Source organism: Streptomyces sp. NBC_01689 (genome assembly GCF_036250675.1).
Taxonomy (GTDB): domain Bacteria; phylum Actinomycetota; class Actinomycetes; order Streptomycetales; family Streptomycetaceae; genus Streptomyces.
Genome location: NZ_CP109592.1, coordinates 6,035,840 through 6,053,792, shown reverse-complemented (window position 1 = coordinate 6,053,792; position 17,953 = coordinate 6,035,840). Strand labels below are relative to the sequence as shown.

The 17,953-nt window shown below is 72.7% G+C and carries 17 protein-coding genes; 10 read left to right on the top strand and 7 right to left on the bottom strand.

All coding sequences use genetic code 11. The annotated features are described in order from the left end of the window. The first annotated feature begins 69 nt into the window (after nucleotides 1-69). Nucleotides 70-366: a hypothetical protein gene (locus tag OG776_RS25775; protein WP_148008620.1), complete on the top strand. Its 297-nt coding sequence runs from the start codon at nucleotides 70-72 to the stop codon at nucleotides 364-366. Between the two features lie 85 nt (nucleotides 367-451). On the opposite strand, the gene OG776_RS25770 is transcribed toward OG776_RS25775, so the two are convergent. Further along, nucleotides 452-1,234, bottom strand: coding sequence for an RDD family protein (locus OG776_RS25770; RefSeq protein WP_148008621.1), 783 nt, complete (start codon nucleotides 1,232-1,234; stop codon nucleotides 452-454). A 93-nt stretch (nucleotides 1,235-1,327) separates the two neighbouring features. After that, nucleotides 1,328-2,890 carry an RDD family protein gene (locus OG776_RS25765; RefSeq protein WP_329322592.1) on the bottom strand — a complete coding sequence of 521 codons (1,563 nt, stop codon included), beginning with the start codon at nucleotides 2,888-2,890 and terminating at the stop codon, nucleotides 1,328-1,330. Nucleotides 2,891-3,146: 256 nt separating this feature from the next. On the opposite strand from OG776_RS25765, the gene OG776_RS25760 reads away from it, so the two are divergent. After that, nucleotides 3,147-3,698 (top strand): SsgA family sporulation/cell division regulator, encoded by a 552-nt coding sequence (locus OG776_RS25760; RefSeq protein WP_148008622.1) that lies wholly within the window; start codon nucleotides 3,147-3,149, stop codon nucleotides 3,696-3,698. A gap of 89 nt (nucleotides 3,699-3,787) precedes the next feature. Here the strand turns inward: OG776_RS25760 and OG776_RS25755 are convergent, their stop codons facing one another. Then, on the bottom strand, nucleotides 3,788-5,194 hold the full coding sequence (locus tag OG776_RS25755) for an FAD-binding oxidoreductase (protein WP_148008623.1): 1,407 nt from the start codon (nucleotides 5,192-5,194) through the stop codon (nucleotides 3,788-3,790). Between the two features lie 92 nt (nucleotides 5,195-5,286). On the opposite strand from OG776_RS25755, the gene OG776_RS25750 reads away from it, so the two are divergent. Beyond that, on the top strand, nucleotides 5,287-6,915 hold the full coding sequence (locus tag OG776_RS25750) for a tetratricopeptide repeat protein (RefSeq protein WP_329322591.1): 1,629 nt from the start codon (nucleotides 5,287-5,289) through the stop codon (nucleotides 6,913-6,915). Nucleotides 6,916-7,202: 287 nt separating this feature from the next. Here the strand turns inward: OG776_RS25750 and hppD are convergent, their stop codons facing one another. Continuing rightward, nucleotides 7,203-8,357: a 4-hydroxyphenylpyruvate dioxygenase gene (gene hppD, locus OG776_RS25745; protein WP_148008624.1), complete on the bottom strand. Its 1,155-nt coding sequence runs from the start codon at nucleotides 8,355-8,357 to the stop codon at nucleotides 7,203-7,205. Nucleotides 8,358-8,479: 122 nt separating this feature from the next. Here hppD and OG776_RS25740 point away from each other — a divergent pair, with 122 nt between their 5' ends. The 7 genes from OG776_RS25740 to OG776_RS25710 all read left to right on the top strand — a co-directional run bounded on the left by OG776_RS25740 (nucleotide 8,480) and on the right by OG776_RS25710 (nucleotide 13,856). Further along, nucleotides 8,480-8,950 (top strand): Lrp/AsnC family transcriptional regulator, encoded by a 471-nt coding sequence (locus OG776_RS25740; RefSeq protein WP_187285622.1) that lies wholly within the window; start codon nucleotides 8,480-8,482, stop codon nucleotides 8,948-8,950. A gap of 21 nt (nucleotides 8,951-8,971) precedes the next feature. Beyond that, nucleotides 8,972-9,619, top strand: coding sequence for an ABC transporter permease (locus tag OG776_RS25735; RefSeq protein ID WP_148008626.1), 648 nt, complete (start codon nucleotides 8,972-8,974; stop codon nucleotides 9,617-9,619). After that, nucleotides 9,612-10,895 carry a betaine/proline/choline family ABC transporter ATP-binding protein gene (locus tag OG776_RS25730; RefSeq protein WP_148008627.1) on the top strand — a complete coding sequence of 428 codons (1,284 nt, stop codon included), beginning with the start codon at nucleotides 9,612-9,614 and terminating at the stop codon, nucleotides 10,893-10,895. The genes OG776_RS25735 and OG776_RS25730 overlap by 8 nt, the downstream gene beginning before the upstream one ends. Next, entirely contained in the window at nucleotides 10,892-11,788 is an 897-nt protein-coding gene (locus OG776_RS25725; protein ID WP_148008628.1) for an ABC transporter permease, read from the top strand. Before OG776_RS25730 ends, OG776_RS25725 begins: the two co-directional genes overlap by 4 nt. After that, nucleotides 11,785-12,753 (top strand): glycine betaine ABC transporter substrate-binding protein, encoded by a 969-nt coding sequence (locus OG776_RS25720; RefSeq protein WP_148008629.1) that lies wholly within the window; start codon nucleotides 11,785-11,787, stop codon nucleotides 12,751-12,753. The genes OG776_RS25725 and OG776_RS25720 overlap by 4 nt, the downstream gene beginning before the upstream one ends. 150 nt (nucleotides 12,754-12,903) lie before the next feature. Continuing rightward, on the top strand, nucleotides 12,904-13,557 hold the full coding sequence (locus OG776_RS25715; protein ID WP_148008630.1) for a winged helix-turn-helix domain-containing protein: 654 nt from the start codon (nucleotides 12,904-12,906) through the stop codon (nucleotides 13,555-13,557). A 110-nt stretch (nucleotides 13,558-13,667) separates the two neighbouring features. Then, nucleotides 13,668-13,856 carry a hypothetical protein gene (locus OG776_RS25710; protein WP_148008631.1) on the top strand — a complete coding sequence of 63 codons (189 nt, stop codon included), beginning with the start codon at nucleotides 13,668-13,670 and terminating at the stop codon, nucleotides 13,854-13,856. 36 nt (nucleotides 13,857-13,892) lie between these two features. On the opposite strand, the gene OG776_RS25705 is transcribed toward OG776_RS25710, so the two are convergent. From OG776_RS25705 to OG776_RS25695, 3 genes are all read right to left on the bottom strand, one after another. Next, nucleotides 13,893-14,681, bottom strand: a complete 789-nt coding sequence (locus tag OG776_RS25705) for a S16 family serine protease (RefSeq protein WP_148008632.1) — start codon at nucleotides 14,679-14,681, stop codon at nucleotides 13,893-13,895. A gap of 316 nt (nucleotides 14,682-14,997) precedes the next feature. Further along, entirely contained in the window at nucleotides 14,998-15,639 is a 642-nt protein-coding gene (locus OG776_RS25700) for an IclR family transcriptional regulator (RefSeq protein WP_148008633.1), read from the bottom strand. A gap of 410 nt (nucleotides 15,640-16,049) precedes the next feature. Continuing rightward, nucleotides 16,050-17,849, bottom strand: coding sequence for a DEAD/DEAH box helicase (locus tag OG776_RS25695; RefSeq protein WP_148008634.1), 1,800 nt, complete (start codon nucleotides 17,847-17,849; stop codon nucleotides 16,050-16,052). Between the last annotated feature and the right edge of the window lie 104 nt (nucleotides 17,850-17,953).

Below are 17,953 nucleotides of genomic sequence, written 5' to 3'. Positions count from 1 at the left end.
CCGTTGTTGTCCGCATCCTCCCCCATCTCGAGAGGCACGGGGGGAGTACCCCCACCCCGAGGAATCGCCATGCCTCGTCCGACCGCCGCACAGCTCGCCTACGGTTCCTGCACCGTGATCTTCTCGACGCTCGCCATGCTGCTGCTGTCTCAGACGAGTTCGGGCCTGGGGATCGCGGTGATCACCCTCTCGGCACTCGCTCTCGGACTGCTCGTCGCGGTAACGGTTCCGCTGCCGAAGCGCGCGCCGTCCGCCGCCGCGGCCCCCGCCGTCCCGGCACCGGTTCCGGTGCGGCGCGAGACCGCGTCCGTCGCCGTGTCCGTCTCCCGGTCGTCCGAGCCCGTTCACGAACCGGCGGGTCCGTGACCCCACGCACGAACGGCGGGCCCCGCAGCGCGGACCCGCCGTCCCGGTCAGCCGTCTCCTCCCGGAGTGCGGCTGATCGCGTGTGTCAGCCGGTGGAGACCACCACCGTCTTGGCCGCCTTGTCGTGCAGCCCCTGTTTGTAGGGCTTGTCGAAGAAGCTCCAGCCGCCCGCGATCGCGGTCCAGATGCACGCGCAGCAGAACGCGAACGGGATCCACAGCACCAGCGCGCGGATCAGCGAGGTCTGTGTGGAGGGCGTGGCGCCGTTGTCCAGGTCGGCCACCCGCATGCGCAGCAGCTTCATCCCGAGGGTCTGTCCCGACCTGCGGATCAGGACGGTGTCGTAGCCGGTGTAGAGCACCGCCGCGATCACGGACTGCCCGAGGCCCTTGCCGTACTCGACACGGTCGGCGTTCACGTTGTACTCGGTGACCCCGAACGCCCAGGACAGCAGCCACACCACGATGCCCACGAGGATCATGTCGAGAATCCTCGCCAGCACCCGCTTGCCGCTGTCGGCGAGCGGCGGCATGCCCTCCAGCGGGTCGCCGCCGTAGGGGCCGCCTGCGCCGTAGGGATCGCCGCCGCCCGTACCGTACGGGCCACCGCCACCGCCACCGTACGGACCGCCCGCGCCCGGGCCGTGGGGACCACCGCCGGGGGGCGGGGGCTGCTGACCGCCGTAGGGCGGGGGCTGACTCCCGTACGGCGGCGTGCCGTTGTTATGCGGGCGGTCGTAGGGCGATCCCGAAGGGGGCGAGGCGCCGTCGTCCGGGGAGCCGCCGCCCTCAGCCGGCGGGGGCTGCTTCTCGAACGGGTCTTCCTCCGGTGGCTGTCCGGAGCCGGGGCGCGGCGGTTCGCTGCTCATGGCCCGAGTCGACCGCGAACCCCCCGGCTCCGCATCCCGCGAGCGGCCGTCCGGGGTACCGCGGAGCCGGGTGTCCGGCCCCGCGGAGCCGTCTCAGGCGGACGGCGGCCGGGCCGCCACGAACGTGTGGGCCGCCTTGTCGTGCCAGCACTGCCGCCAGGGCCGGTCGAACAGGCACCACACGACGCCCACGACACCGACGCCCAGCACGCCGGGGACGCTGTAGACGAGCCAGCGGCGCAGCGCGGCGCCGAAGGCCGGGGGTTCGTGGCCCTCGATGTCCCGGACCTCGATCCCGCACAGCTTCTTGCCGAGGGTGCGGCCCCAGCGCGCGGTGGGCAGAGCGTCGTAGACCACGCCGAAGAGGAACAGGACCGCGAGACAGACGCCCAGGTAGCCCGCGGTCGTGCCGTCCAGCAGCCACACGGTCACGGTCTGCCCGGACCGTTCGGCCGCGTCGATCTTGCCGTTGATGTGGTCGATCGCCTTGGTGCCCAGGGGCACGGCGGCCACGGCGGTGACGGTGGCCAGCACCGCGGTGTCGACCGCTCTGGCCACCAGCCGTCTGCCCAGTGCCGCGGGCCGGGCCGCCGAGTGGCGGCGGGCGGCGGCCTGGAACACGTCGTCGACCGGCGGTTTCCAGGGCGCGGCGGGCCCGTCGTCACCCGCGAGCCGGTGCACCTGCTGGGCCCACGAGGGCTGTCCGCCACCGGCGCCGCTCGACAGCGGCGTGTCGGCGGGGCCGGTGGACTGCTGGGGGACGGCCGGGGCCGGCGGCTGCGGGGCCGCGGTGGCCTTCGCCGCCTGGGCGGCGGCCTGCCCGGCGCCGAAGCCGCTGCCGGGGCCCGCGGCCGAGCCGTCCTCGGGCGTGGCCGCCCCGGGTGTGCCGCCCGCCGGCGCCGTGCTCCCGCCGAGCGCCCCGTCCTGCTGCCCCGTGCGCGGGGAGCGCGCGCGGAAGGTCATGGTGCCCTCGGAGGGGACGGGTTCCTGGGTGCCCGGGGTGCCGGTGGGCGTGGAGGGTCCCGTGGCCGCCTGCTGCCCGGGGCCGGCGAACCGGGCGCCGTCCGGCGCGGCCGTGCCGGGGCCGCCCGCGGACCGGCGGCGGAAGACGAAGGTGCCGTCGGGCGCCGGGGGTTGCGAGCCGTCCGCCGGTTCCGTGGGCGGAAGCGTCGTGATGCCGTCCGTGTGCGGGGTCTCGCCGCCGGGCGGGCGGATCCCCTCGGCGGGCTCGGCCGTGCGCGGCAGACGCGGGTCGGCGCCCTGGGGCGTCCCCCAGGAGACCCGGCGGTCCTGGTCGCCGCCGAAGCCGGACTGCCGGGAGCGGTCGGCGCCCCACGCGGTCGCGGGCTCGGGCCTGCTGCCGTGCTGCGCCTCGGCCGGGGTCACCCGCCGGGGCTCGGCGACCGGCCCGGGGTCCTCGTCGAAGAAGTGCGGTCCCGTCTCCTCGGTGGGCGCCGGTGCCGGAGCGGGTACGGGAGGCGCCGGACGCGTACCGGGCGGCGGGACGAGCGGCACGCCGTCGGACGGCGCGGGACGGCTCGTGCCCGGCACCCAGGCAGCGCCGTTCCAGTACCGGACATATCCAGGAATGGAGGGGTCCGGGTAATACCCTTCACGGGGCCTGTCGTCACCGGGGGCCGGGGTTGGGGCGCTCATGTCCGTCGTCCCGTATCTGCTCGGGGGTCTTCTGGGGGCTCCACATCTATCAGACCGACGCCCCCGTCAGCGGCGCTCCCGCGGTACCCACCTCTTTCGGGCAAGGATCCGCCACTTCCGGTCACCGCCCGGAAATCCCGTCCCGGCACCCCCGCCAAAAGATTTCGCCGAACCCGCGTAATGGTTCCGCGCCGCCGCGCTCTCCACTCGTACGGACCCGCTCCGGAGGCCCGTAGACGAAGGGAAGCGCACCGACATGCACACCGTGGTGGAACGCGAACTCGAACTGCACCTCGTCCTGTCCCCCGAGCGCAGCATCCCCGTACCGGCCCGGCTCGGTTACCGCTCGGACGACCCGTACGCCGTCCACATCACCTTCCATGTCGGCACGGATCATCCGGTCAGCTGGACCTTCGCCCGCGAGCTGCTCGTCGAGGGGGTGTTCCGGCCGTGCGGGCACGGCGACGTGCGGGTGTGGCCGACGAAGGTCGGGGGACGCGGTGTCGTGCTGATGGCGCTGACCTCACCCGACGGCGACGCGCTGCTGGAGGCGCCGGCCGTCCACGTGTCCGCCTGGCTGGAACGCACCCTGCGGGCGGTTCCGCCGGGGACCGAGGGCGAGCAGCTCGGCCTCGACGACGGACTCGCGGAGCTGCTCGCGCCCTCCCCGAGGTTCTCGGCCTCTCCCCCGCGTCCGGCCGCCGCGCGGGAGTGCGGGGACCTCCAGGACCAGCCGGGGCCGCCGTCGGCCGACGAGTTGTGGCTGCGTGACCCGTGGCCCTCGGACGAGTCGGACGGCGGCGAGTGAGGTGAGGGAGGCAGGTGGACCGGCGCGCGGGCACTCCCGCGCCCCCGCGCCCGGCCGGACGCGCCGCCGCGACCGGCCCTGGGTCCGGCCTAGAACACCTTGCCCGGGTTGAGGATCCCGAGCGGGTCGAACGCGGCCTTGACGGCGCGCTGCATCTCCAGCCCGACCGGACCGATCTCGCGCGCCAGCCACTCCTTCTTCAGGACACCGACCCCGTGCTCGCCGGTGATCGTGCCGCCGAGTTCCAGACCGAGGGCCATGATCTCGTCGAAGGACTCGCGGGCGCGCCGGGACTCGTCGGGGTCGGTGGCGTCGAAGCAGACGGTGGGGTGGGTGTTGCCGTCGCCCGCGTGCGCGCAGACGCCGATCGTCAGGGCGTACTTCTCCGCGACGCGTTCGATGCCGTCGAGCATGTCACCGAGCCGGGAGCGCGGCACGCACACGTCGTCGATCATCGTGGTGCCCTTGACCGCTTCGAGCGCCGTGAGGGACAACCTGCGTGCCTGCAGGAGGAGTTCGGACTCCGCGGTGTCCTCCGCCGGTACCACCTGGGTGGCTCCGGCGGCCTCGCACAGGGCGCCCACGGCGGCGAGGTCGGCCGCCGGGTCGTGGGTGTCGAAGGCGGCGAGGAGGAGCGCCTCGGTCGTCTCCGGCAGGCCCATGTGCGCCAGCGCGTTGACCGCCTTGACCGTCGTGCGGTCCATCAGCTCCAGGAGGGAGGGCACATGGCCGCCCTCCATGATCCGGCAGACGGCGTCGCAGGCGGCCCGCGCCGACCCGAACTCGGCGGCCAGCACCAGCTGCCGGGGCGGCTGGGGCTTCAGGGCCAGCACCGCCCGTACGACGATGCCGAGCGAGCCCTCCGATCCGACGAGGAGCCGGGTGAGGTCGTAGCCGGCGACCCCCTTCGCGGTGCGGCGTCCGGTGCTCATCAGCCGTCCGTCGGCGAGCACCACGTCCAGCCCGAGGACGTACTCGGCGGTGACCCCGTACTTCACGCAGCACAGCCCGCCGGAGGCGGTGCCGATGTTGCCGCCGATCGTGCACATCTCCCAGCTGGAGGGGTCCGGCGGGTAGTACAGACCGTGTTCGCCGACCGCGCGCGAGAGCGTCGCGTTGACGACGCCGGGCTCGACGACGGCGATGCGGTCGACGGGACTGATCTCCAGGATGCGGTCCATCTTCACCAGGGAGAGCACGATGCAGCCGTCCGAGGCGTTCGCGGCGCCGGACAGACCGGTTCTGGCGCCCTGCGGGACGACCGGGACCCGCAGGTCGGTCGCGGTGCGCATGACGTGCTGGACCTCTTCGACGGTGCGCGGCAGGACGACGACGGCGGGTGTGCCGGCCTCGCAGAAGCTCGCCATGTCGTTGGCGTACGAGACCGTGACGTCCGGGTCGGTGAGGACCGCCTCGCTCGGCAGGCCCGCCAGGAGACGGTCGACGAGGGTGCCGGTGGCGTCGTCGCGCGGGGCTTCGATACGGCTCATGATCACAGCGTCGCACTCGGGGCCATCGGTGTGAACCCCGTCTGCCGCACCCTTCGTGTGCCGGGCCGCGGTCCCCGTGCGGGCGCATGGTGAGCGGCATGGAGATCGAAGAGCGCGGACGGATCCCCGCCGGGCCGGAGTCCCGGAAGCCGTCGGGGCGGCGCCGCTCCCGTGGCGCCCGGCGCACGCTGATCGGCGCGGTCGCGGGATGCGCCGTCTTCGCCGGGGCGATGGTCCTGCTGCCCTCCGGCGGATTCGTCCCGACACCGCCCGCTCCGGGCCCGGTGGCCGGGGCGATGACGGCGGCGGCCGCCGGGATGCCCCTGTCGCTGCGGGACCTGACGGCGCTCGTCGGTGACCGTGAGGCGTATCTGCGCACCCATCCACGGGACGCGCGGTCCTGGGCGATGCTCGGGACGGCCTATGCGGAGCAGGGACGGCGGACCGCCACACCCGGTTACTTCCCGAGGGCCGAGCGGGCCCTGCGCACCTCGCTGACGACCGGGCCGGCGGAGAACCTGGCCGCGCTGCAGGGGATGGCCGCACTCGCCAACACCCGCGGCGACTTCCGCAAGGGCCGCGAGTGGGGCGAGAAGGCGCGGAAGCTGGCGCCCGGGCAGTGGACGACGTATCCGCTGCTGATCGACTCCAGCCGGGGCCTCGGCGACTACAAGGCGAGCCGCAAGGCGCTGGAGAAGCTGCAGTCGCTGCACACCGGACCGCGGGTGCGGGCCCGGGCCGCCCAGGTCTACTGGGACCGGGGCTGGCGCGAGGACGCGCTGGCGGCGCTCTCGGACGCCGCGGCGGGCGCGGCGACGCCGACCGAGCGGGCGGCCTGGCTGACGGAGGCCGGCGGGCTGGCGTTCGAGCGCGGGGACCGCGAGGCGGCGCTGCGCACCTACGAGGCCGCGCTGCGCGCCGACCGGGCCGAGCCCGCCGCGCTCGCCGGGCGCGGTCGTGCGCTGGCGGCACTCGGGCGGGTGCCGGAGGCGGTGAGCGCGTACCAGGCGGCGTTCGCGGGGCGGCCCGCGCCGGGGTACGCGCTGGAGCTGGGCGAGCTGTACCAGGCGCAGGGCCTCGACGCGGCGGCCCGGGCGCAGTTCGGTCTGGTGCGGGCGCGGGCGCGCGCGGAGACCGCGGGGGGTGTCGACGACGCGCCGCTCCTCGGGCTGTTCGAGGCGGACCACGGGGACGCGGCCGAGGCGGTGCGGCGGCTGCGCGCGGAGTGGAAACGGCAGCCGGGCATCGGCGTCGCGGACGCGCTGGGGTGGGCCCTGCACCGGGCGGGGAAGGACAAGGAGGCGCTGACGTTCGCGGCGCGGGCCACGGACAAGGAGCACGGCGGCGGGGTGCGCAGCGCGCTGTACGTCTATCACCGGGGGCAGATCGAACGCGCGCTGGAGCTGACGGGGGCCGCGCGCCGGCATCTGGCGGAGTCCCTCCGGATCAATCCGTACTTCTCCCCCGTGTTCGCCCCCCTGGCCCGCCGGACGCTGGACGCGCTGGGCGAGCCGTCCACGGCGCCCTCGTCGTTCCCGAGCGAGCTGATGGAGGACCCGGCGTTCCCCGAACCGGAGGTCCCGGAGCCCGTCCGCCCCTCACCGGCCCCGCCCGCGGCGGCCCCGCCCGCGGCGGCCCCGCCCGCGGCGGCCCCGCCGAGCCCGTCCGTCCTCGCCCCGATCGGGCCCGGCCCGTCACCTGCGCCCGCGCCTGCTCCGGCGACCTGACCCGTGCCCCCTGGCCCCTACGGGCCGTCCGAGCCGTCCGGGCTCAGCACCGGCTGTGCTCCCGGGGGCCCGGGCCACCGGGCCTCGGGCCACCGGGCAGGTCCGCGCCACCGGGCACCTCCGCGCCATCGGGCCTACGGGCCTGCCCGGCCACGGGCGCCGGTCGGCGCGGGCCCGTGGGCCCGACGTCCGCGCCCCGCCATGGCACCCCCGCGCGATCCGCGGGCGGTACGGCGGGGCGCGCCGGGCCGGTGGTCAGCGGCCGCCGTGGTGGGCGGCCGCCCCGGTCACAGGTTGCCGCGCCTCTCCTGCTCGCGCTCGATCGCCTCGAAGAGGGCCTTGAAGTTGCCCTTGCCGAAGCCCATCGAACCGTGCCGCTCGATGATCTCGAAGAAGACGGTCGGCCGGTCCTGGACCGGCTTGGTGAAGATCTGCAGCAGATAGCCGTCCTCGTCGCGGTCGGCGAGGATCTTGAGTTCGCGCAGGGTGTCCACGGGGACCCGGGTGTCGCCGACCCACTCGCCGAGGGTGTCGTAGTACGAGTCGGGCGTGTCGAGGAACTGGACCCCGGCCGCGCTCATGGTCCGTACGGTCTGGACGATGTCGTTGGTGTTCAGCGCGATGTGCTGGACCCCCGCGCCGCCGTAGAACTCCAGGTACTCGTCGATCTGCGACTTCTTCTTGGCCACGGCGGGCTCGTTGATCGGGAACTTGACCTTGAGCGTGCCGTCCGCGACGACCTTCGACATCAGGGCGCTGTACTCGGTCGCGATGTCGTCGCCCACGAACTCCTTCATGTTCGTGAAGCCCATGACCTTGTTGTAGAAGCCGACCCACTCGTTCATGCGGCCGAGCTCGACGTTGCCGACACAGTGGTCGACGGCCTGGAAGGTGCGCTGGGCGGGGGGCTCGACCATCGGCGCGGCGGCCGCGTACCCGGGCAGGTAGGGGCCGTCGTAGCCGGTCCGCTCGACGAGGGTGTGCCGGGTCTCGCCGTACGTGGCGATCGCGGCCAGCACGACGACGCCGTGCTCGTCCTTCAGCTCGTACGGCTCGGTGACCGGGCGGGCGCCGTGCTCGACGGCGTACGCGAACGCGGCGCGCGCGTCCGGGACCTCGATGGCGAGGTCCACGACCCCGTCGCCGTGCGCCGCCACGTGCTCGGCCAGGAAGTGACCCCACGGGGTGGCGGGCTTGATCACGGAGGTGAGGACGAAGCGCGCGGAGCCGTTCTCCAGGACGTACGACGCCGTCTCGCGGCTGCCGTTCTCCGGTCCGGAGTAGGCGACCAGCCGCATGCCGAACGCGGTGGAGTAGTAGTGCGCGGCCTGCTTGGCGTTGCCCACGGCGAAGACGACGGCGTCCATTCCCTTGACCGGGAAGGGATCGGCCTGCCGGGCGGTGTCGGGAGTCTGGTCAGGGTTCGCGTCGATGAGGGACATGGCCGCAGGCTCTCTCCCTTCCACAAGGTGCGCAATAGTTTGCGTATCGACTGGGCAATGTGTTCAGCGATCCGCCCGGAACAGCGGGCGGTCTGTACATGATGACCACTGCGGAGGCGGGCGTGGCGATCGATCACCTGGACGGCCGGCTCATCGTGCTGCTGGCGCGTGAGCCGCGGATCGGGGTCCTGGAGATGTCCCGGCGGCTGGGGGTCGCGCGCGGCACGGTGCAGGCCCGGCTGGACCGCCTTCAGTCGAATGGAGTCATCAGGGGATTCGGCCCGCAGGTCGATCCCGCCGCGCTCGGATACCCCGTGACGGCGTTCGCGACGCTGGAGATCCGACAGGGTCAAGGACCCGACGTACGGGCCCACTTGGCGACCGTCCCGGAGGTGCTGGAGCTGCACACGACCACCGGCAGCGGGGACATGCTGTGCCGGCTGGTGGCCCGCTCGAACGCCGATCTCCAGCGTGTGATCGACCGGGTCGTCGGTTTTGATGGCATCGTCCGGGCCTCCACGGCGATCGTCATGGAGAACGCCGTACCGCTGCGGATCATCCCGCTGGTGGAACAGGCGGCTGCCGAGCACTGACCGACGACGGGGTGAGGCGGCGTGAACTTCTGGGAGTACCTGAGCAGCCGCCACCAGCAGTTGCTCATGGACGCGTACCAGCACGCCAGCGTGGTCTTCCAGTGCATGGTCGTCGCCACGCTCGCCGGTGTGGTGCTCGGGGTGGTCACCTACCGCAGCGACTGGGCGGGCGGCCTCGCCACGACCACCACCTCCACCGTCCTGACCGTCCCCTCCCTCGCCATGATCGGCCTGCTGATCCCGGTGGTGGGGCTGGGCGTCCCGCCCACCGTGATCGCGCTGACGCTGTACGGGCTGCTGCCGGTCGTCCGCAACTCGATCGTGGGCCTGCGCGGGGTCGACCCGGCGCTGGTGGACGCCGCGAAGGGCATCGGCATGTCGCGGGCCGCCCGGCTGCTCAGGGTGGAACTGCCGCTCGCCTGGCCGCCGATCCTCACCGGCGTCCGGGTCTCCACCCAGATGCTGATGGGCATCGCGGCGATCGCGGCCTACGCCTCCGGGCCGGGCCTCGGCAACGAGATCTTCCGCGGCATCGGGTCCCTGGGCAGCAGGAACGCGCTCAACCAGGTGCTCGCGGGCACGGTCGGGATCGTCATCCTCGCGTTGCTGTTCGACGCCGCGTACGTGCTCATCGGGCGGCTGACCATCCCGAGGGGGATCCGTGGCTGAGACGGCCGAGGACGGGCGGGACCGCCATGCCGCCGCTGTCGCGCACACCTCCACGACCGGCGCCACCATCGAGCTGGAGCACCTCACCAAGCGCTACCCCGGCAGCCGTGACCCGGCCGTGGACAGCGTCAACATGGAGATCAAGGCGGGTGAGCTGGTCGTCTTCGTCGGTCCGTCCGGGTGCGGCAAGTCCACCACCCTCAAGATGATCAACCGGCTGATCGAACCGACCGGCGGCCGTATCCGCATCGGCGGCGAGGACGTCACCGACATGGACCCGGTGAAGCTGCGCCGCAGGATCGGGTACGCGATCCAGTCGTCCGGGCTCTTCCCGCACATGACGGTCGCCCAGAACATCGCCCTGGTGCCGAAGATGGTCGGCTGGCCGAAGACGCGGATCAGGGCGCGGGTCGAGGAGATGCTGGACCTGGTCGGCCTCGACCCGGGTGAGTTCCAGGGCCGCTATCCGCGGCAGCTCTCCGGCGGTCAGCAGCAGCGGGTGGGCGTGGCCCGGGCGCTGGCCGCCGACCCGCCCGTCCTGCTCATGGACGAGCCCTTCGGCGCCGTGGACCCGATCACCCGCGACCATCTCCAGGACGAGCTGATCCGGCTCCAGCGCGAGCTGCACAAGACGATCGTCTTCGTCACGCACGACTTCGACGAGGCGATCAAGCTGGGCGACCGCATCGCGGTCCTGCGCGAGCGGTCGCACATCGCGCAGTTCGACACCCCGGAGGCGATCCTCACCAATCCCGCCGACGACTTCGTGTCGGGGTTCGTGGGCGCGGGCGCGGCGCTCAAGCGGCTCAACCTCACCCGGGTGCGGGACGTGGAGATCACCGACTATCCGACGGTCACGGTCGACGACCGGCTCCAGGAGATCTTCAACAAGCTCCGGAGCAGCGGGACCAACGAGATCCTGCTGCTCGACAGACGGCGCCGCCCCTACAAGTGGCTGCGGCGCGGGGACCTGATGCGGGCCAAGGGCTCGCTTGCCCGGGCGGGCACGCTGGTGCACGACACGGTGACCCGGGACGCCACCCTGCGGGACGCGCTGGAGGCGGTGCTCACCGACAACACCGGCCGGGTCGCGGTGACCGGGCGGCGCGGTGAGTACATCGGTGTCGTCGACATGGAGACGCTGATGAACTCCGTGCACGAACTGCTGGAGGAGGACCGGCTGGAGGCGATGGAGCACCAGCACGAGCTGGAGGACGCGCGCGCCCAGCAGACCCACTTCGAGCAGGAGGGACCGGGCGGGGAGGCGAAGGCATGAGGAACTACCCGCCCTGGCGCCGGCGCGCGGGCGCGCACGAGGTCGAGGGGCTCGCGTTCCGGGACGACGGCGCGTTCGCCGACGGCGAGGACCTCCCCGAGGACGCCGGCCTCCCGGACGAGCGGGAGCCGGTTCCCCCGCCGCCCGCGCCGCGGCGGCGGATCACCTGGCCCAAGCTGACGGTCCTGCCGGCGGTGCTGGCGGCCGTGCTGCTGGCCACCTGGCTCTGGTTCCAGCAGGCCACCCTCGATCCCATCTCCAGGAACGCGCTGTCGAACGGGCAGGTGCCGAAGGCCCTGTGGCAGCAGATCGAACTGACCGTGATCTCGACCTTCTTCGTGCTGGTCATCGCGATCCCGCTGGGGGTCCTGCTCACCCGCCGGATGTTCCGCAGGGCGACGCCCATCGCCATGGCCTTCGCCAACATGGGCCAGGCCACTCCGGCGATCGGTCTGCTGGCGCTGCTGGTCATCTGGCTCGGCACCGGCCAGAAGGCGGCCCTGATCGGCATCACCGTCTACGCGATCCTGCCGGTCCTCTCCAACACGATCGCGGGCCTGAAGGCCAACGATCCGACCCTCCTGGAGGCCGCGCGCGGTATCGGCATGTCCCCGATGGGGGTCCTGTCGCGGATCGAACTGCCGCTGGCCGTCCCGCTGATCCTGGCGGGTGTCCGTACGGCCCTGGTCCTGAACGTCGGCACGGCCACGCTGGCCACCTTCGGCGGGGGCGGCGGCCTCGGTGTGCTGATCACCACCGGGATCACCAACCAGCGGATGCCGGTCCTGGTGCTCGGTTCGGTCCTCACCGTGACGCTCGCGCTGCTCGTGGACTGGCTGGCCTCGCTGGTCGAACTGCTGCTGCGGCCGCGGGGACTGGAGCCCGGATCATGAGGCGCAGGGGTCCGTGCGCGACGCTGGCGGGCGTGCTGGTCCTGCTCTCCGGCTGCGGTCTGACCAGCGGCTCCCCGATGGTCGACGACGTCGGACCCGGCTCCATCGGACAGGGGCTGCCGCTCAAGGGCGCTCATCTGACGGTGACGTCCAAGGAGTTCACCGAGCAGCTGATCCTCGGCGCGATCATGGGGATCGCCTTCCAGGCGGCCGGCGCGGACGTCCTCGACCGGACCGGCATCCAGGGTTCGATCGGCGCCCGGGAAGCGGTCAAGAGCGGCGACGCGGACGGCATGTACGAGTACACGGGCACCGCCTGGATCACGTACCTCGGCAACAGCAGGCCCATCGCCGATCCCGGCGGGCAGTGGCGGGCGGTGCGCGACGCCGATCTGCGGAACGGGATCACCTGGCTGCCCGCGTCCGCGCTCGACAACACCTACGCACTGGCCATGAACCGGGCCAACTTCGAGAAGTACCGCACGAAGACACTCTCCGACGTGGCCGCGCTGTCCAGGAAGGACCCCCGCGCGGTCACGCTCTGCGTGGAGAGCGAGTTCGCCAACCGGGCCGATGGGCTGCCGGGCATGGAGAAGGCGTACGGGATGAGCGTGCCCGCGAAGAACATCACGCAGATGGACACCGGGATCATCTACACCCAGGTGGCGAAGGGGAGTTGCACCTACGGGGAGGTCTTCACGACGGACGGCCGCATCCGGTCGATGAAGCTGGTCGTAATGGCGGACGACAAGAACTTCTTCCCCAACTACAACGCGGCGCCCGCCATCAACTCCAAGGCGCTGAAGAAGTATCCGGCGATCGCCCGGGTCCTCGACCCGGTGACGAAGAAACTGGACAACACGGTGGCGCAGGAGTTGAACGCCAAGGTGGACGTGGAGGGCCAGGACCCGCACGAGGTGGCCCTGGACTGGATGACGGCGGAGGGGTTCGTGAAGCAGCGCTGAGAGCCGTCCGGGGGCCGCGGGTCCCGGGCCGGCCCGGGACCCGCGGCCAAGGCCCAAGGTCCAGGGATCAAGGCCCAGGGATCAAGGTCCAAAGAAGTGGTTGCAAAGAAACCCTTGCAAGGACTTCTTTGCAACGCTACCTTTGCATGTATGCAGGAGCACGGAGAACAGACCGGACCGGCCGCACCCGAGCCGACCGCATCCGGACCGGCGTCACCCGGACCGACCGCATCGGGACCGGCGGCCCGCACCCTCGACGCCCGCTCACTGCGCGGCATCGCGCACCCGCTGCGGATGCAGCTGCTCTACGCGCTGCGCCGCGGCGGCCCGGCCACCGCGTCCCAGCTCGCCACGAAACTGGGCGAGTCCAGCGGGGCCACCAGCTACCACCTGCGCCAGCTCGCCGCGCACGGCTTCGTCGAGGACGCCCCGGGGCACGGCAAGGGGCGGGAGCGCTGGTGGCAGGCGGTCGACCAGGCGCTGGTCCTCGACAACGACCGGTTCGAGGACTCGGGCCCGGAGGTACGGGGAGCCCTCGACCTGTTCCTGCACGAACTCGCGACCAGCCACAACCGCGAGCTGTCCACCTGGATCGCGAACCGCGACGACTGGCTGCCGGCCTGGTCGCGCGCCAGCGACATGAGCGACTGGACCCTGCGGCTGACGCCCCGGCGGGCCGAGGAGCTGATCAGCAGGATGCACGAACTCCTCGACTCCTACCGCGCGCAGGCCTCGGCCGAGGACGACCCCGAGGGTGCCCAGGTCCGCTTCCACACCCATGTCTTCCCCGTCCAGGACGGCTGAGCCCGCCCCGTCAGACGCCCTTCGGACGCCCAACAGCCGCTCGTCGGCCGCCCGTCAGCTCCCGTCCGCCCGTCGCCGGCCGGGACCGAGAAGGACTGAGAGGTACTCCGATGACCAACGCCCAGACACACCTGGCCCTGCACCGCATCCGCGCCGCCGACCTCCGCGCCGAGGCCGACGCCCACCGGCTCGCCGCCGCGGCACGGGTGCCGGGCGAACTGCGCACCCGCCTCGGCTGGACCCTGGTGGAGGTGGGCCTGCGCCTCGCCTCCGCGCCCAGGGCGGCCGTCGCCTCCTAGGTCGGCGCCTCGCTCGGGGCGCGGCCCGCCCGGCGGCTAGCAGCCGGGAACCGGGCCCTTCCCCTTCTCCAGCGACACCAGCGCGTCGACCGCCCCCTTTAGGGTCGTCACCGCCACCAGCCGCAGCCCCTTCGGGAGCTCGGCCTCGGCCTCCGAGCACTCCCCCTTCGGCACCAGGAAGACCGTCGCGCCGTCCCGCCGCGCGGCCTGTGTCTTCAGTCCCACGCCACCGACCGCGCCGACCTTGCCGTCGGCGTCGATCGTCCCCGTACCCGCGACGGTGCGGCCGCCCGTCAGGTCGCCGCCGCTGCCGTCGCCGTCCAGCTTGTCGATGATGCCGAGCGTGAAGAGCAGGCCGGCGCTGGGACCGCCGACGTCGGCCAGCTTGAGCGTGACCTTCACGTCGTTCTTCTCGTGCAGATAGGCCAGCGCCGCCTCGGTGGCCGTGTCCTGCGACTGCTTCATCTCGTCCGCGTTGTGCTGCTCGATCTCCTTGACGCTGTTCCCGCTCGGGTAGACCGAGTCACGGGGCATCACCGCACGGTCCTTGGCGAACCAGCCGCTGATCACGTCGCCGAGCGAGACGCGCGCGTCCGGCCCGGTCGCCTCGATCGTCGTCATCCGCAGCTGTCCGCTGGTCCGGCGGACCGGCGCGCCGCTGATCGTGATCACCGGGTCGCCCTTGTTCTCACCGAGGACGTTCGCCGTCAGGCCGGGCTGCGCGAGAGAGAACGGCAGCGGCGCGAACACCGCCGTGGCGAGCAGCGCCACGACGGGAACGGCGCAGACGGCGACGGCCTTGGGACGTGTGAGGCGAGAGAGCACGGGATCAATCTAACGTCCGTTCCGTCCTCGGCCTTCAGCGCGTCGCTCCACCGGACCGTCGCACCGGGGCCGGTCGTCGCCCGCCGCGCCGCCGGCCGTGGTCCGCGCACCGTCCGCCCGACCGTCACACCCGGGCCCGGTCGTCGCCCGCCGGGGCCACCGGCCGGTCGTCCGGGCATCCCCGGGCGTCTCCCGTCGGGAGGGTCGGGTAATTCGGGCCGGCATCGCACGCCGGGGAACCGAACCACCGTCCAGGCATCGCACGGCAGGCAGCCGAGCCACCGTCCGAACGGCTGCGGACCGCCGGAGGCGACCTTCAGCGCAGTGCGTCCGCGACCTCGCGGGCCGCGTCCATGACCCGCGTGCCCACCCGTTCCGGCACGGAGTCCGCGAGCATGACGACGCCCACGCTGCCCTCGACACCGGTCACGCCGAGGAGCGGAGCCGCGGCGCCGCTCGCCCCCGCCTCCAGCTCCCCGTGCGTGAGCGTGTATCCGGGCTCGCCCACGGGCGCCTGCCGGGCCGAGAGGATCGCGCGCCCCGCCGCGCCCCGGTCCAGCGGGTGCCGGAACCCGGCCCGGTAGGCAACGTGGTAGTCGGTCCAGGTGGGCTCGACGACGGCGACGGCGAGCGCCTCGGTCCCGTCGACGAGCGTGAGATGGGCGGTCGCCCCTATGTCCTCGGCCAGCGCGCGCAGCGCGGGCAGCGCGGCCTCCCGTACCAGCGGATGCACCTGCCGGCCCAGGCGCAGCACCCCGAGCCCGACCCGGGCACGGCCGCCCAGGTCACGGCGTACCAGCGCGTGCTGCTCCAGCGTCGCGAGCAACCGGTACACCACAGTCCGGTTGACGCCCAGTTTGTTCGAGAGCTCGGTGACCGTCAGCCCGTGGTCCGTGTCGGCGAGCAGCTTGAGGACCCGCAGTCCCCGGTCGAGCGTCTGAGAGGTCTCCGCGGTCACGACGCCCACTCCTTAGTGGTGAGGTCGGCGGCCCCCGCACGGCGGTCACGACGCCGAGTCCCGTCGGCGACGCGCTTCAGAGGCCGCCGTCGGCTGACGACCCGGGCTCTTCCCGGGCGGAGTCGCTACACGGCTGCGCTCCGCGGCGGCGCTGCCACGGGGCGTGTGCGTAGCGTGACAGTAGCGAGCCGGTCCGCTCAGCGGAAGTCTCCGTCCAGAATCCGGTCATGGGCGGGTACGGAGTCTGTCCCTTTGTCCCGTTACACGCGGCGCCCGCCACACGGCGCGCACCGCCTCCCCACGCCGTGCACACGCCCCGGGACTCCGCCGGAGCGCACACGCGAGCGCGCGCCGACCGCGGTCGGCGCGCGCCTGGAATCCATCTTCACGAACCGGGGAGGGACGGGTCGTCACCGCATCCGGGTGGCCCACTCCTGCACCTTGGCGATCCGCTGCCGCAGCTGTCCCGCGGTGGCCTCGGCGCTCGGCGGCCCGCCGCACACCCGGCGCAGTTCGGTGTGGATCACCCCGTGCGGCTTGCCGCTCTGGTGGACGTAGGCGCCGACCATGGTGTTGAGCTGCTTGCGCAGTTCCAGCATCTCCTTGTGCGAGACCACCGGGCGCCGTTCGGCGGGGAGTTCGAGGAGGTCGGCCTCCTCGGCGGGCTTCTTCCGGCTGTGCGCGATCTGCCGGGCCTGCCGCTTCTGCAGCAGCATCTGCACCTGGTCGGGCTCCAGCAGCCCGGGAATGCCGAGGTAGTCCTGCTCCTCCTCGCTCCCCGGATGGGCCTGCATCCCGAACTCGGCGCCGTCGTACAACACCCGGTCGAAGACCGCCTCGGACTCCAGCGCCTCGAAAGAGAACTGCTCCTGCTCGCCGGTGTCCTCGTCCTGCTCCTTGTTCGCCTCGTCCATCTCCTTCTCGGACTCGGCGTACGGGTCCTCCTCGCCCTCCTTCTTGGGCTTGTCGAGGACGTGGTCGCGCTCGACCTCCATCTCGTTGGCGAAGCCGAGGAGGTCGGGGACGGTCGGGAGGAAGACGGAGGCGGTCTCGCCGCGCCGCCGGGAGCGGACGAAACGGCCGACGGCCTGCGCGAAGAACAGGGGGGTGGAGATCGTGGTCGCGTAGACGCCGACGGCCAGCCGGGGTACGTCGACGCCTTCGGACACCATGCGGACGGCGACCATCCACCGGTCGTCGCTCGCCGAGAAGTCGTCGATCCGCTTCGAGGCGCCGGTGTCGTCGGAGAGCACCAGGGTCGCCTTCGTACCGGTGATCTCGCGGATCAGCTTGGCGTAGGCGCGGGCGGAGTCCTGGTCGGAGGCGATGACGAGGGCACCGGCGTCCGGGATGCCCTTGCGCACCTCGGTCAGCCGCTGGTCGGCGGCGCGCAGCACGCTGGGCATCCACTCGCCGCGCGGGTCGAGCGCGGTGCGCCAGGCCTGGCTGACGGCGTCCTTGGTCATCGGCTCCCCGAGCCGCGCCGCGATCTCGTCGCCCGCCTTGGTCCGCCAGCGCATGTTGCCGCTGTAGGAGAGGAAGATGACCGGCCGCACGACCCCGTCGCCGAGGGCGGACCCGTAGCCGTAGGTGTAGTCGGCGGAGGACCGCCGGATCCCGTCGTTGCCCTCCTCGTAGGTGACGAAGGGGATCGGGTTGGTGTCGGAGCGGAACGGCGTACCGGTCAGCGCCAGCCGCCGGGTCGCCGGCTCGAACGCCTCGAGGCACGCCTCGCCCCAGGACTTGGAGTCACCGGCGTGATGGATCTCGTCGAGGATGACGAGGGTCTTGCGCTGCTCGGAGCGGTTGCGGTGCAGCATCGGCCGCACGCCGACACCGGCGTACGTCACGGCGACGCCCTGGTACTCCTTGCTGAGCGGACCCGCGCTGTACTCGGGATCCAGCTTGATCCCTATCCGTGCCGCCGCCTCCGCCCACTGCTTCTTCAGGTGCTCGGTCGGCGCGACGACGGTCACCTGCTGGACCACGTGGTGGTGCAGCAGCCAGGACGCGAGGGTCAGCGCGAACGTCGTCTTGCCGGCGCCGGGGGTGGCGACGGCGAGGAAATCGCGCGGCTGCTCCTGGATGTACCTCTCCATCGCCCCCTGCTGCCAGGCGCGCAGCTTGCCCGCGGTGCCCCAGGGGGCGCGTCCGGGAAAGGCGGGTGAGAGGTGGTGCGAGGAGGAAGCGGTGGCGGCGGTGGTAGTCACGGTCTCCGTGGGGTGGTCGAGCGGCTCGGCTACGTATGACAACCGGGCCACCCTACCGGCGCCCCGGACGTGTCACGGCGCGGACGACGCCGGGGCGCCCGTGG

What these genes read in the sequence shown, in the direction of transcription:
- OG776_RS25710 (WP_148008631.1), top strand. Translation starts at nt 13,668, where the DNA reads ATGACCAACGCCCAGACACACCTGGCCCTGCACCGCATCCGCGCCGCC.
- OG776_RS25770 (WP_148008621.1), bottom strand. Translation starts at nt 1,234, where the DNA reads ATGAGCAGCGAACCGCCGCGCCCCGGCTCCGGACAGCCACCGGAGGAA.
- OG776_RS25765 (WP_329322592.1), bottom strand. Translation starts at nt 2,890, where the DNA reads ATGAGCGCCCCAACCCCGGCCCCCGGTGACGACAGGCCCCGTGAAGGG.
- OG776_RS25750 (WP_329322591.1), top strand. Translation starts at nt 5,287, where the DNA reads ATGGAGATCGAAGAGCGCGGACGGATCCCCGCCGGGCCGGAGTCCCGG.
- OG776_RS25725 (WP_148008628.1), top strand. Translation starts at nt 10,892, where the DNA reads ATGAGGAACTACCCGCCCTGGCGCCGGCGCGCGGGCGCGCACGAGGTC.
- OG776_RS25775 (WP_148008620.1), top strand. Translation starts at nt 70, where the DNA reads ATGCCTCGTCCGACCGCCGCACAGCTCGCCTACGGTTCCTGCACCGTG.
- hppD (WP_148008624.1), bottom strand. Translation starts at nt 8,357, where the DNA reads ATGTCCCTCATCGACGCGAACCCTGACCAGACTCCCGACACCGCCCGG.
- OG776_RS25720 (WP_148008629.1), top strand. Translation starts at nt 11,785, where the DNA reads ATGAGGCGCAGGGGTCCGTGCGCGACGCTGGCGGGCGTGCTGGTCCTG.
- OG776_RS25715 (WP_148008630.1), top strand. Translation starts at nt 12,904, where the DNA reads ATGCAGGAGCACGGAGAACAGACCGGACCGGCCGCACCCGAGCCGACC.
- OG776_RS25760 (WP_148008622.1), top strand. Translation starts at nt 3,147, where the DNA reads ATGCACACCGTGGTGGAACGCGAACTCGAACTGCACCTCGTCCTGTCC.